Below are 13,319 nucleotides of genomic sequence, written 5' to 3' on the forward strand. Positions count from 1 at the left end.
TGATCTGGCCTGAATTGATCTGGCCTGAATTGATCTGGCCTGAATTGATCAATACAATACAAGCGCGCCCCCCCTTTGGGGCGCGCTTTTTGCATTTGCGCCCGCGTCAGAAAAACGCCACCCATTTTTCTTGCAAGCTGTTGCAGGCTCTGCCAGTGATTGGGTGAATTTTTGCCGACTTTGCTCCAGTTGCCTTGGTTCACCCCACATCCCCTGGGCCGTACATCCCCTGGGCAGCGCAACAGGAAACCGTAAATGTCGATGTCCCGCACCCGTTCAACCTTTGTGTCGCCAATTGTCGAATCCTTTAGCTGGCTTGACGGCGTCAGCTTTCCGCCGGATCGCCCCCTATTGAACGTCAGCCAGGCGGCCCCGATTGATCCGCCGCCCAAAGGTCTTCGCCAGGCAATGGCGCGGGCCGTGTTGCACGACGCTTCGGCCCATCTATATGGGCCGGTGCTGGGCCGCGACGATCTGCGAGCCGAGCTGGCGGCGCAGATCTCGGATCACTACGGCGCTGATATCAGCAGCCAGCAGATCGGAATCACCTCAGGCTGCAATCAGGCCTTTGCGGCCACAATCGCCTCGCTCTGCGTCGATGGAGACGAGGTCATCATCCCGGCGCCGTGGTATTTCAACCACAAAATGTGGCTGGATATCTCCGGCGTCAACGCCGTTGCGCTTGCGGTGGGCGCCGATATGCTGCCGGATGTGGATCAGGCTGCGGCTTTGATCACCCCGCGCAGCCGCGCCATCGCGCTGGTGTCCCCCAACAACCCCTGCGGCGTCGAATACCCCGCCGAGCTATTGCGCGCATTTTATGATCTGGCAAAATCCAACGGGCTGGCGCTGATCCTCGACGAAACCTATCGGGACTTCGACAGCCGCTCCGGCCCGCCGCATCAATTGCTGCAATTGGCCGATTGGGACCAGACACTGATCCACCTCTATTCCTTCTCCAAGGCATACCGGCTGACCGGCCACCGGGTTGGCGCCGTTGCCACCTCCCCTGCCCAGCTGTTCGAGATCGCCAAGTTTCTTGACACCGTGACCATCTGCCCCAATCAACTGGGTCAGATTGGCGCCCTGTGGGGGCTGCAAAACCTATCCGACTGGGTTGCAGGTGAACGCGACGAGATCCTGGATCGCCGCGCCGCCATTCAGGATGGCTTTGCGATTATAGCCGAGCAAGGCTGGAAACTGCTGGGTTGCGGTGCCTATTTTGCCTATGTGGAGCACCCGTTCCCGCAGCCCGCAGATGAGATCGCCCGCAAACTGGTAACGGACGCCTCGATCCTGATGCTGCCAGGTTCCATGTTCATGCCCAAGGACGATCCAGCGGGAGCGCGGCAATTTCGCATTGCCTTTGCAAATGTCGATCGGGGCGGAATTACCGAATTGTTTCACCGACTGGCTGCATTTCAACCCTAAGGCCAGACTTGATTAATCTCTGAGCCCCCAACACGGCTTGCTCCTGACCGGGTGGCAGCGTATTCAGGGCATCAGCAAATTTTACACCCCCCTGCTGCGGCTGTTTCAAAGGCGCAAGATGCAGAGGCACCGACAAATAAGAGGGCATCATGGCCGTAGGCATGAAACATCTTTCAAAAACTTTCGTGTGGATCCTGATGGGGATGATCATGTTTGGCCTTGTGGGCTTTGGCGCCGTCAGCTTTTCGGGGTCGAACACAGCCGTAGCGACGGTTGGTGATCGCGAAATTACCGTCGAGGAATATTATCGTGCAATGCAGCGCGAACAGCGCGCATTGCAGGCACAGACCGGGCAGTTGATCCCGATGGCACAGCTTGCTGCGCTGGGTGTCGACCGGCAGGTACTGGGTCGCCTGGTGTCCGTTGCTGCCATCGACAACGAGGTCGGCCAGTTGGGCATCTCCATCGGCGACGAAAACTTGCTGAAGGAAATCGTCGAAGTCCCCAGCTTCCAGGGGCTCAGCGGTGAATTCGACCGCGAATCCTATACCTATGCCCTGAACAATGCAGGCCTGTCCGAGCGGGATTTTGAGGACGATCTGCGCCGCGAGGCCGCCCGGACATTGGTGCAGGGGGCGATGATGGTCGGCGCCGAGATGCCGACAACCATGCGCGACACCATTACCAGCTTTATCGGCGCACGCCGCAGCTTTTCCTGGGTGCAACTGGGCCAGGATCAGACCGCAATGATCGCGCTGGCGCCGACAGATGCCGAATTGCAGGCCTATTACGATGCCAACCCGGATCAGTTCACCCTGCCCGAGGCCAAAGAAATCACCTATGTGCTGATGTCGCCAACCATGTTGATTGATCAGGTCGAGATCGAGCAGCAGGCGCTGCAGGACCTGTTCAACCAACGCGCCGAGCAGTATCAGGCGCCGGAACGTCGTCTGGTCGAGCGGCTGGTATTTTCCGATGACGCCGCAGCCTCCAGCGCCATGGCACAGCTGGAAACCAATGGCGCCACCTTTGAGTCCCTGGTGGACAATCGCGGGTTGGCTTTGGCCGACGTCGATATGGGTGACGTGACTATGGGGGCCTTGGGCGCCGCCGGTCAGGAGATCTTCTCGGCACAGGTCGGCGACGTCGTGGGCCCGCTGCCCACCGATCTTGGCCCGGCACTGTTCCGCATCAATGGCCACCTGGGCGCCCGCGTCACCCTGTTGGCAGATGTCGAGGCCGAGCTGCGTGACGAGCTGGCCAGCGGCCGTGCCCGTCGCCTGATCGAGCAGCAAGCCGAAGAGATCGACGATCTGCTGGCCGGTGGAGCCACCCTGGATGACATCGCAGACGAGACCGACATGGAGCGGGGCCAGATCAGCTGGACCGCCCAGAGCAGCGACGGCGTTGCCGCCTATAATGGCTTCCGCGAGGCGGCGGCTGCCGTCACCGCAGAAGATTTCCCGGCGGTCAACTTCCTGGAGGACGGCAGCCTGTTTGCCATCCGTCTGGACAACACGCTACCGGCCCGCCCGGAGCCGCTGGCAGATGCCATGACCAAGGCCTTGCAGGGTTGGAATGCAGAGCAGCGCCAGAACGCCATCACCACCGAGGCCAAGGCCATTCTTGCCCGCGCCGAGATCAATGGTGAGTTTGACGATAATCTGACGGTGACCTCGGAAACCGGCCTGACCCGCACCGCCTATATCGACAATACACCCGCAGACATGATGACTCAGCTGTTCGAAATGGCTCCGGGCGAGTTGCGGCTGGTCTCAGACGACAGCTCGACCGTGGTGCTGCGGCTGGAGGAAATCCTGCCGGCGGATGAAAACAATGATCTGGCAGCACTGGCCAATGCCTTGCAGGCACAGCTGAATCAGGCGCTGTCTCAGGCCCTGTTCCAGGCATTTGCGCAGGACGCTCAGTCGCGCGCACGGCCGACAATCGACCAGCAGGCAATCAATGCCGTCCAGGCCAACTTTCAGTAACCAAGGCAGCAGATCATGGCTCTGACCCCCGATTTCGACAGTTTCGCCAAGGCCTATGAGGCCGGTGAGAACCAGGTTGTCTATACCCGCCTGGCCGCGGATCTCGACACGCCGGTGTCACTGATGCTGAAGCTGACAGGCGCGCAAAAGGACGCCTTTATGCTGGAATCGGTGACCGGAGGCGAGATCCGCGGTCGCTATTCCATCATCGGGATGAAGCCGGATCTGGTCTGGCGCTGCCACGGTGAGACCTCGGCGCTGAACCGCTCGGCCCGGTTTGATGCCGAGGATTTCACCGATCAGACCGGCAACCCGATGGACAATCTGCGGGCGCTGATTGCCGAGAGCCGGATTGATCTGCCCGAGGATCTGCCGCAGGCGGCGGCCGGGCTGTTTGGCTATCTGGGCTATGACATGGTGCGGCTGGTTGAACATCTGCCGAATGTGAACCCCGACCCGCTGGGCCTGCCGGATGCGCTGATGATGCGGCCCTCGGTGGTGGCGGTGCTGGATGGCGTCAAGGGCGAGGTCACAGTGGTGTCGCCCTGCTGGGTCAGTGATGGCCAGTCTGCGCGCGCTGCCTATGCGCAGGCGGCGGAACGGGTGATGGATGCGGTGCGGGATCTGGAACGCGCCATGCCCGCCGAGACCCGCGATCTCGGAGAGGCCGACGAGATCGCGCCGCCGGTCAGCAACTTCACCAAAACCGGCTATATGCAGGCGGTGGAAAAGGCTAAGGATTACATCCGGGCCGGCGACATCTTTCAGGTGGTGCCAGCACAACGCTGGACGCAGGAGTTCCGGCAGCCGCCCTTTGCGCTGTATCGCTCGCTGCGCCGCACCAATCCGTCGCCTTTCATGTTCTATTTCAACTTTGGAAGTTTTCAGGTGGTCGGCGCCAGCCCGGAAATTCTGGTGCGGGTGTTCGGCGAAGAGATCACCATTCGCCCCATTGCCGGCACCCGCCCCCGTGGCGCCACTCCCGAGGAGGACCGCGCACTTGAGGCCGACCTGCTAGCCGACAAGAAAGAACTGGCCGAGCATCTGATGCTGCTGGATCTGGGCCGCAATGATACCGGCCGCGTGGCCAAGATCGGCACCGTGCGCCCCACCGAGAAGTTCATCATCGAACGCTACAGCCACGTGATGCATATCGTCTCCAATGTGGTCGGTGAAATGGCCGAGGACAAGGATGCGTTGGATGCCTTCTTTGCCGGGATGCCGGCCGGCACCGTGTCCGGGGCGCCCAAGGTGCGGGCGATGGAGATCATCGACGAGCTGGAGCCGGAAAAACGCGGCATCTATGGCGGTGGTGTTGGCTATTTCTCGGCGGGCGGCGATATGGATATGTGCATCGCGCTGCGCACCGCCGTTGTTCAGGACAAGAAGCTGTATATTCAGGCCGGCGGAGGCGTGGTCTACGACAGCGACCCGGAATCCGAATATATGGAGACGGTCCACAAATCCAACGCCATTCGCCGCGCAGCCGCAGACGCGGGCCGCTTTACTGGCAGCGGCAACCGCTGAGCCTGCCAGCGCGGGCAATCAACAAATTGGGATATGGCGGCTCACTATTGGGGCGCCATTTCCTTTAGCACTCAAGTTCATTGGTTTACAGTTGAACGACTTTTCACCGCAGTTGCCTGTGCCGCCTATCGGTCGGCGGGAAAAACACCGTTGCAATTGGCATTAGGCAAGACTACGCGCGAAAAACACAGTGGTCATCACCAGACCCACCAGCACCACAATCGCCTTGATCATCGCCACCGGCAGCCGCCGCGCCACCCGTGCTCCGAAGTAACCGCCGATGGTGGCAGCGACCATCATAAACCCCGCCTCATACCAGTGCACAATCCCCGCCAGCGTGAAGGTGACCACCGAAGCGGCGGACAGCAAAAACGACAGTAAATTCTTCAACCCGTTCATTAGGTTCAGATCGCGCATCCCCTGCGCCGAAAACAGCGCCAGCAGCACGATGCCAAGCCCACCGTTGAAATAACCGCCGTAGATCGACACCAACAAGGTGGGCAACCAGCTGTTGCTCTCGGCCCTACCGCGCGCCTCGATCCAGGAGTTGATGCGCCCCCCTAACAGAAATAGTATAGTGGCAAACAACAAGAGCCAGGGCACCACCCAGTTGAACACAGTGGCAGGCGTGACCAGCAGCAGTAGCGAGCCCGATACACCGCCCAGCACCGACAGGCCCAGAAGGCGGATCAGCACCCGACGATCAAAGCGCCGCAGCTCACTCAGAAATCCCAATGCGCCACTGGCATAGCCTGGGAAAACCGCGACCGCACTGGTGGCATTGGCAGCGATCGGTGCAACGCCGGTAAACACCAAGGCCGGAAAGGTCAGAAAGCTGCCACCGCCGGCAATGGCATTTAGGCCCCCCGCCAGAAACGCGGCCGTGATTAGAACCACCAGGTCGATCATGAGAAGTTTTCTCTTTTGTTAGGATAGCCAGGATCGGCGGTTCTCAAATGCGGTGGTTAATTGTCGCCGGTCTGATGTGACAGCGCGACAGACACCGGCGCCAATGCCACCCGTGAGGCACGATCTTGCAGCCCCCACAGCAACAGCGCCGAGATGGTGTCCGGCCTGACCCGGCCCAGCATGATCACCGCACCTTCCTGACCGGCGCGAAATGCCGCCTGATCGAGAAAGCGGCGGATCGCCTTGGGGTTCTGTCCGGCGCCGTCAAAGTCACGGAACACAACCGAGGCCGGCACCCCGTCGCGGGCCGCCAGTTTCTGCACAGTGTTCAGCCCGTGATTCTGTGTCAGCAGGCCGCGCCCCGATGCCGCGACCACAGCCGAGACCTGATCGGCCAGCGGCCGGTTGCCCTGAAACCCGGTGCCGGTGCCTTCCAGCACGGCAATCGATTCGGGCAGGGTCTCAAACCAAACCGCCAGCGCGGTTTCCGCATCCTGAGGTGCTGCTTCGCGGGGCAAATCGGTCAAGATTAACACCTCAAAGCCTGATGCCCGGCGCGCGTGCATTTTTTCGACCGCATTGGGATCTTCCGGGTCGATGGCAAAGCTCAGCGGATAGGGGAACCCGACCAGTGCCTCGGCGCCAATCGACTGGGCGTCGTCAATCAGCACAATGGCCATTAGCGGCCGGCCTTCGAGATTTGTGAAAGATTCAGCATATGCGTCAAAAGGCGATTCCAGCTGAGCAGCAGAATAATTGCCGCCAGTGGTTTCAGTGTTGCGCTCGGTCAACGGTACAACGGGCGTGCCGATTGTCACAGCTTCAGACGTGTCCCGCCCCCCCGTAGTGGTCGGCAGGGCAGCGACCCTTTCGCCCGGCTGACCCTGGGTTTCGTCCTGCGCTTCGGCGGTATTGCGGCTTTCTCCGGGAACAAATTGCTCGGCTGGGGCGGTGGTCACGACTGGCAATTGACTGACCGGCATGGTGCCAGAGTCCGGCGCCTGCAGGCTTGGCACCTCAGCGCTTAGCTCGGGTACCGTCACCGGGGCCGCTGCGGCGCCTTCGGGGGCAATCGGGGCAACCCCCATGTCGGGGCTGGCTTCCAGGTCAGCGCCGCGCCCAGTTGACGGCCCCCCCTCAGCACCATCGGCGGTATTGTCCGCAATCTGTGGCGCCGGGGCCTCAGAGGTCTCGAGGTCCAGTTCGGGCAATTGCGGCATCACTGTTGCCTGCGGCGGCTGCGCCGGTTCGCTGGAGACCACGATCTCAGCTTCCGGCGACGGCGCCAAGGGCACCGGCAGCGGATCGACGGGCACAACGGCGACATCCATCTGCACCGCAACATTCGGGGAAGACCCACCGTCGCCCGGCAGCTCGACAGTGTCAGACAGCGCGGTCCCGGTGGTGGCAACCAGGGGGCGGGAAGCGGTTTGGGTGTCAACGTCTTGCAACATCCTGCTCAGGATATCACCGGCCTCGCCCGTGGGTGCAACCGGAGCCACCTCGACCAGATGGGCATCCGGGCCAGGTGTGTCCGTCGGCAGGCCCGTTTCCTTTGTCGGTTCGCTGGCCTCAGACGGGGTCTGAACCGTGACATCCACCACGTTTGGCAGCGGTGCCGACAATGATAACATCGCTGCGCCACCGACGGCGACCACCGCCCCCAAACTTATCCCACCCAGGAATTCTCGCATGCCTGTCTCGCCTTTCGCGTCTTGCGTCTGCCCGTCAGAGTTGCGGCCACTGCGCCCATCAACACCGGTGGAATAACTGCCGCGCCACCCTGCGCCCTTGACGCTGCCACGCAACCCTGAACATGTATGTTGTGACCACTATAATGCGGCGTGGCCCCGCCCCGCCAGCCCTTAAACGAGCCTGTCAACATGTTGCTGCTAATAGACAACTATGATTCCTTTACCTACAATCTGGTGCATTACCTAGGAGAACTGGGCGCGCAGGTCGAAATCCGCCGCAATGATGCCCTTGATGTGCAAGAGGCAATGGCGATGAAACCCGCCGGTATTTTGCTGTCTCCCGGCCCCCGCGATCCTGATCAGGCCGGTATCTGTCTGGCGCTGACACAGGCCGCCGCCGAAACCCGCACGCCGCTGATGGGCGTTTGCCTTGGCCACCAGACCATCGGCCAAAACTTTGGCGGCAACATCGTGCGTTGCCACGAGATCGTTCATGGCAAGATGGGCACCATGAAACACACAGGTAAGGGTCTGTTCCGCGGCCTTCCAACCCCGTTTGAGGCCACCAGGTATCATTCTCTGGTGGTTGACCGTGATACATTGCCGGACTGTTTGCAGATCACAGCCGAGCTGGAGGATGGCACCATCATGGGGCTGCAGCACAAAACCCTGCCCATTCACGGCGTCCAGTTCCACCCCGAATCCATTGCCTCGGAACATGGCCATGCGCTGCTGAAGAACTTTCTGAACGAAATGAAGGAGCCCGCATGAGTGATCGACTGAAGCCGCTGATCGGCGCATCGGCAGAACGCCCGCTGACCCGCGACGAGGCGGAACTGGCCTTTACCCTGCTGTTTGAGGGCGAGGCCACCCCCAGCCAGATCGGCGGGCTTCTGATGGCTTTGCGGACCCGCGGTGAAACTGTCGATGAATATGCTGCCGCCGCTACGGTGATGCGGTCAAAATGCAATGCGGTTAAGGCGCCGGCGGGCGCCATGGACATCGTGGGCACCGGCGGCGATGGCAAACACACGCTGAACATTTCCACAGCCACCGCCTTTGTCACAGCCGGCGCCGGAGTGGTGGTGGCCAAGCACGGCAACCGCAACCTGTCATCGCGCTCGGGGACTGCTGACGTTCAGACCCAGATGGGTATCAACGTGATGGTGACGCCGGATGTGGTGGAAAAAGCACTGGCGGAATGCGGCATCGCCTTCATGATGGCGCCGATGCACCATCCGGCAACCGCCCATGTGATGCCAACCCGGCAAGAACTGGGCACCCGCACCATATTCAACATCCTTGGGCCACTGACCAACCCGGCCGGCGTCAAACGCCAGTTGACCGGAGCCTTCTCTCGCGACCTGATCCGGCCAATGGCGGAAACGCTGGGACAATTGGGCTCTGAGCGGGCCTGGTTGGTGCATGGCTCCGACGGCACCGACGAGCTGACCATCACCGGTGTCAGCTGGGTCTCGGCGCTGGAAGAAGACGGCAGCGTCAAGGATTTCGAACTTCACCCGGAAGAGGCGGGCCTGCCCGTTCACCCATTCGAGGACATCATTGGAGGCTCACCGACCGACAACGCCAACGCCTTTCGGGCGCTGCTAAATGGTGAAAAATCAGCCTACCGCGACGCGGTTCTGCTCAACACGGCCTCGGCTTTGATTGTCGCTGGAAAGGTGAGGAACCTGCCGGAAGGTGTTGAAATGGCACGAGAAAGCATTGAATCAGGGGCGGCAAAATCGAAGCTGGAGGCCCTGGCACGGATCACCACTGCAGCGAGCTGAGACCCCGATGAGCAAATCCAACAAGCCCCCGGGTTGGTCAGACCTCGCGTTCTTTGCCGAGGACTGGCCAGCAATAGACGCAGCCATCGCCGCCGATGCTCGGCAAATTCTGCCGCCTGATCATCAGCGGTTTGCGGCGCTGCAGCTCACCCCGCCCGAAAAAACCCGCGTGGTGATTCTGGGCCAGGACCCCTACCCGACGCCGGGGCACGCCCACGGGCTGGCCTTTTCGGTCGAACCAGATGTGCGCCCATTGCCACGCTCGCTGAACAATATCTTCAAGGAATTGATCGACGATACCGGTCAGGCCCCTTTATCCGGAGACCTGCACCACTGGGCCGCCCAGGGGGTCTTGCTGCTGAACACCGCGCTGTCGGTTCCGGCGGGCGAGGCCAATGGCCACAAACAGCTTGGTTGGTCCCGGCTAGCCCATCAGGTGCTGGACCTGACGTCTCGCCGACCCACCGCCTACATTCTCTGGGGCAACGCGGCGCAAAAGCTTGAAACTTATATCAATCCGGGCGATCACCTGATCCTGAAATCGCCCCATCCCTCGCCGCTCTCGGCGCGACGCGGCTTTTTTGGCTCGCAGCCGTTTTCAGCGGTAAACCGCTGGCTGAACTCTCGCGGTGAGGTTACAATCAATTGGACGAACCCCCCGGAGGCGTTGAAATGACAATAAATGTGCTCGATAAGATCAAGGCCTACAAGCTGGAAGAAGTGGCCGCCGACAAGGCTGCCAAACCCCTAAGCGAGGTCGAGGCCGAAGCCCGCGAGGCCAGCCCGCCGCGTGGTTTTGCCCAGGCGCTGAAAAGGGCCAACCGCGAGGGATATGGCCTGATCGCCGAGATCAAAAAGGCCAGCCCGTCCAAAGGCCTGATCCGCGCTGATTTTGAGCCCGCAGCACTGGCACAGGCCTATCAGCTGGGCGGTGCCAGCTGTCTTTCGGTGCTGACCGACACGCCCAGCTTTCAGGGCGCCAAGGATTTCCTGGTCCAGGCCCGCGCCGCCTGCAGCCTGCCGGCCCTGCGCAAGGATTTCATGTATGACACCTATCAGGTCGCCGAGGCCCGCGCGCTTGGCGCCGACTGCATTCTGATCATTCTGGCCTCAGTCTCTGATGCCCAGGCCGCCGAATTGGAACAGGCGGCATTTGACTGGGGCATGGATGTGCTGCTCGAGGTGCATGATGCGGCGGAGCTGGAGCGGGCCTGCGCGCTGCAATCACCGCTGATGGGGATCAACAATCGCAATCTCAAGACCTTTGAGACCACGTTGGACACCACTCGCACCCTGTCAAAACTGGTCCCCGCCGACCGTATGATCGTCAGCGAAAGCGGCTTGACCAGCCCGCAGGATCTGGCGGCAATGGCCCGCTACGGCGCCCGCAGCTTCCTGATCGGCGAAAGCCTGATGCGTCAGGACGACGTGGCCAGCGCCACCCGCACCCTACTTGCCTCGCCCCTCAGACCCGGAGCCATGTGATGCCGCTGACCCATTTTGACACCAAGGGCGATGCCCATATGGTTGACGTCTCCGACAAAGCGGTGACCGCGCGCATTGCCAGCGCCCAGGCTTATATCCGCATGGCCCAGGCCACATTCGACATCCTCTCGCAGGGGCGCGCGAAAAAAGGCGATGTGCTGGGCGTGGCGCGTCTGGCAGGCATCATGGGGGCCAAGAAAACCGCCGATCTGATCCCGCTGTGTCACCCGCTTCCCATCACCAAAGTGGCGGTTGAGCTGACCCTGGACCCGGACCTTCCCGGGGTGCGGATTGAGACCACGGTCAAGACAACTGGCCAGACCGGCATCGAAATGGAGGCGCTCACCGCCGCCAGTATCGCCGCCCTAACGGTCTATGACATGAGCAAGGCAGTTGATAAGGCGATGGAGATCGGCGGGCTGCGCGTTATTCTAAAAGACGGCGGTAAATCAGGACGTTACGAGGCATAGATGATCACAGTTGACGACGCTCTTGGCCATCTTATGGCGCTGGTCTCACCACTGGACAGCGAACAGGTCCCCTTGATCGAGGCCGCCGGTCGGGTGCTGGCCACAGATGTGACAGCGCGGCGCGATCAGCCGCCTTTTGCCGCCTCGGCGATGGATGGTTACGCCATGCGCGCCGACGAGGTGGAGCAGCATTCTATCTTCAAGGTGATTGGCGAATCCGCGGCCGGTCATCGTTTTGAGGGCCAGGTCAAACCGGGTCAGGCGGTGCGTATCTTCACCGGTGCGCCGGTGCCGGCAGGTGCCGATTTTGTGGTCATTCAGGAGGACATCAGCCGCTCCGGCGACCTGATCACCATCGCCAGCGCCCCCAGCAGCAATGCCAACATTCGCGCCCTGGGCGGTGATTTCAAAATCGGCGACCGGGTGACGGCACCGCGCCTGCTCAACCCCAGCGACATAGCCCTTCTGGCGTCAATGAACATCGCCAATGTGCCGGTGACCAGGCGGCCGCAGGTGGCGCTGATCTCAACCGGAGACGAATTGGTGATGCCTGGCGAAAATCCGGGCCCGGATCAAATCATCGCCTCCAACACCTTTGGCCTCAAGGCGATGTTGGATCAGCTCGGCGCCCATTGCCGCATCCTGCCAATCGCCCGTGATACCGAGGCCTCGCTGACGATGGGTTTTGACCTCGCAGCCGGCGCCGACCTGATCATAACCATTGGCGGTGCCTCGGTTGGTGATCATGATCTGGTCGGAAAAGTGGCCGGCGATCTGGGGCTGGAGCGCTCCTTTTACAAAGTGGCAATGCGCCCAGGGAAGCCTCTGATGGGCGGCCGGATGACCGGCGCCGCAATGGTTGGTCTTCCGGGAAACCCTGTATCTGCAATGGTTTGCGGCCATATCTTCATCGCACCGATGATCCGCTGCATGCTCGGTCTGGGGGCGGTTCCCTGCTCCCCTCGAACCGCATCCCTGTCTGCGCCTTTGCCAGCCAATGGGCCGCGCCAGCACTACATGCGTGCAAAACTGGACCAGGGCAAGATCCGCGCCTTTGATCGCCAGGACAGCGCCTTGCTGACGGTTCTCGCCGAGGCCAACGCTCTGCTGATCCGGCCGCCAAACGACCCGGCCCGCACCATCGGCGAGCAGGTCGCATATCTGCCACTCTGAACCATTTCTTCTTGTCCTTAAATACCTCCGCCGGAGGCCCGTGCCCCGGGCGCGGCCCCTCTAAAATTGGGGCAAAGCCGCAACGCCGTTGACACAAAACAAGAACAGGACTAGAACAAATCAAAACGCGGCGGTGCGGAGGATCCCCTTATGCTGACCAAGAAACAGTTGGATTTACTTGAATTCATTCACCATCGGCTCCAAAAGGACGGCGTGCCACCCAGCTTTGACGAGATGAAGGTGGCGCTAAACCTGCGCTCCAAATCCGGCATCCACCGGCTGATCACCGCCCTCGAGGAACGCGGTTTTATTCGCCGTCTGGCGCACCGGGCCCGGGCCATCGAAATCATCCGCCTGCCGGAAACCCTGGGCGGTAGCAATGCGCCGATTGGCTTCTCACCCCGGGTGATCCAAGGCGGCAATTCGTCTGCGGCACCAGCCAATGTCGAACCCGCCCGGGCAATGGCGGTGGAGCTGCCGGTCATGGGACGCATCGCCGCCGGTGTCCCGATCGAGGCCATCAGCCAGGTTTCCCATCAGGTTTCGGTGCCCAGCTCAATGCTCTCCACCGCCGGCCAGCACTATGCGCTTGAGGTGCGTGGCGATTCAATGATCGAGGCCGGCATCAACAACGGTGACGTTGTGGTGATCCGCGAAACCACGGTGGCAGACAATGGTGATATCGTCGTTGCGCTGGTTGAGGGGCAAGAGGCAACATTGAAACGGTTTCGCCGCCAGGGCGGCTCCATTGCGCTCGAAGCGGCCAATCCGGCTTATGAAACCCGTGTTTACCCGGAAAAAAATGTCAAGGTGCAGGGCCGTCTGGTTGGGTTGATCCGCACCTATTGA

At 61.3% G+C, this 13,319-nt stretch carries 12 protein-coding genes; 10 read left to right on the forward strand and 2 right to left on the reverse strand.

Annotated elements, in window-relative coordinates:
• Positions 1 to 255 precede the first annotated feature (255 nt).
• The 3 genes from QPJ95_RS20845 to trpE all read left to right on the forward strand — a co-directional run bounded on the left by QPJ95_RS20845 (position 256) and on the right by trpE (position 4,949).
• Positions 256 to 1,431: an aminotransferase gene (locus QPJ95_RS20845; protein ID WP_270918114.1), complete on the forward strand. Its 1,176-nt coding sequence runs from the start codon at positions 256 to 258 to the stop codon at positions 1,429 to 1,431.
• Positions 1,432 to 1,580: 149 nt separating this feature from the next.
• Positions 1,581 to 3,422, forward strand: coding sequence for a peptidylprolyl isomerase (locus QPJ95_RS20850; RefSeq protein WP_270918113.1), 1,842 nt, complete (start codon positions 1,581 to 1,583; stop codon positions 3,420 to 3,422).
• Between the two features lie 15 nt (positions 3,423 to 3,437).
• Entirely contained in the window at positions 3,438 to 4,949 is a 1,512-nt protein-coding gene (gene trpE / locus QPJ95_RS20855; RefSeq protein WP_270918112.1) for an anthranilate synthase component I, read from the forward strand.
• A 162-nt stretch (positions 4,950 to 5,111) separates the two neighbouring features.
• Here the strand turns inward: trpE and QPJ95_RS20860 are convergent, their stop codons facing one another.
• Entirely contained in the window at positions 5,112 to 5,858 is a 747-nt protein-coding gene (locus QPJ95_RS20860; RefSeq protein ID WP_270918111.1) for a sulfite exporter TauE/SafE family protein, read from the reverse strand.
• Between the two features lie 56 nt (positions 5,859 to 5,914).
• Positions 5,915 to 7,552 carry a polysaccharide deacteylase family 2 protein gene (locus QPJ95_RS20865; RefSeq protein WP_270918110.1) on the reverse strand — a complete coding sequence of 546 codons (1,638 nt, stop codon included), beginning with the start codon at positions 7,550 to 7,552 and terminating at the stop codon, positions 5,915 to 5,917.
• A 189-nt stretch (positions 7,553 to 7,741) separates the two neighbouring features.
• Between QPJ95_RS20865 and QPJ95_RS20870 the strand changes: the two genes are divergently transcribed.
• From QPJ95_RS20870 to lexA, 7 genes are all read left to right on the forward strand, one after another.
• A complete protein-coding gene (locus QPJ95_RS20870) occupies positions 7,742 to 8,323 on the forward strand; it encodes an anthranilate synthase component II (protein ID WP_270918109.1) in 582 nt (193 codons plus the stop codon).
• A complete protein-coding gene (gene trpD, locus QPJ95_RS20875; RefSeq protein WP_270918108.1) occupies positions 8,320 to 9,342 on the forward strand; it encodes an anthranilate phosphoribosyltransferase in 1,023 nt (340 codons plus the stop codon). The genes QPJ95_RS20870 and trpD overlap by 4 nt, the downstream gene beginning before the upstream one ends.
• Positions 9,343 to 9,349: 7 nt before the next feature.
• Positions 9,350 to 10,018, forward strand: coding sequence for a uracil-DNA glycosylase (locus tag QPJ95_RS20880; protein WP_270918107.1), 669 nt, complete (start codon positions 9,350 to 9,352; stop codon positions 10,016 to 10,018).
• Complete coding sequence (trpC, locus tag QPJ95_RS20885; RefSeq protein ID WP_270918106.1) at positions 10,015 to 10,827, forward strand: indole-3-glycerol phosphate synthase TrpC; 813 nt, start codon at positions 10,015 to 10,017, stop codon at positions 10,825 to 10,827. The genes QPJ95_RS20880 and trpC overlap by 4 nt, the downstream gene beginning before the upstream one ends.
• Positions 10,827 to 11,297, forward strand: coding sequence for a cyclic pyranopterin monophosphate synthase MoaC (gene moaC, locus QPJ95_RS20890; RefSeq protein WP_270918105.1), 471 nt, complete (start codon positions 10,827 to 10,829; stop codon positions 11,295 to 11,297). The genes trpC and moaC overlap by 1 nt, the downstream gene beginning before the upstream one ends.
• Complete coding sequence (locus tag QPJ95_RS20895) at positions 11,298 to 12,470, forward strand: molybdopterin molybdotransferase MoeA (RefSeq protein ID WP_270918104.1); 1,173 nt, start codon at positions 11,298 to 11,300, stop codon at positions 12,468 to 12,470.
• 150 nt (positions 12,471 to 12,620) lie between these two features.
• Positions 12,621 to 13,319 carry a transcriptional repressor LexA gene (lexA, locus tag QPJ95_RS20900; RefSeq protein ID WP_270918103.1) on the forward strand — a complete coding sequence of 233 codons (699 nt, stop codon included), beginning with the start codon at positions 12,621 to 12,623 and terminating at the stop codon, positions 13,317 to 13,319.

It is taken from the genome of Parasedimentitalea psychrophila, from assembly GCF_030285785.1.
GTDB classification, from domain to species: domain Bacteria; phylum Pseudomonadota; class Alphaproteobacteria; order Rhodobacterales; family Rhodobacteraceae; genus Parasedimentitalea; species Parasedimentitalea psychrophila.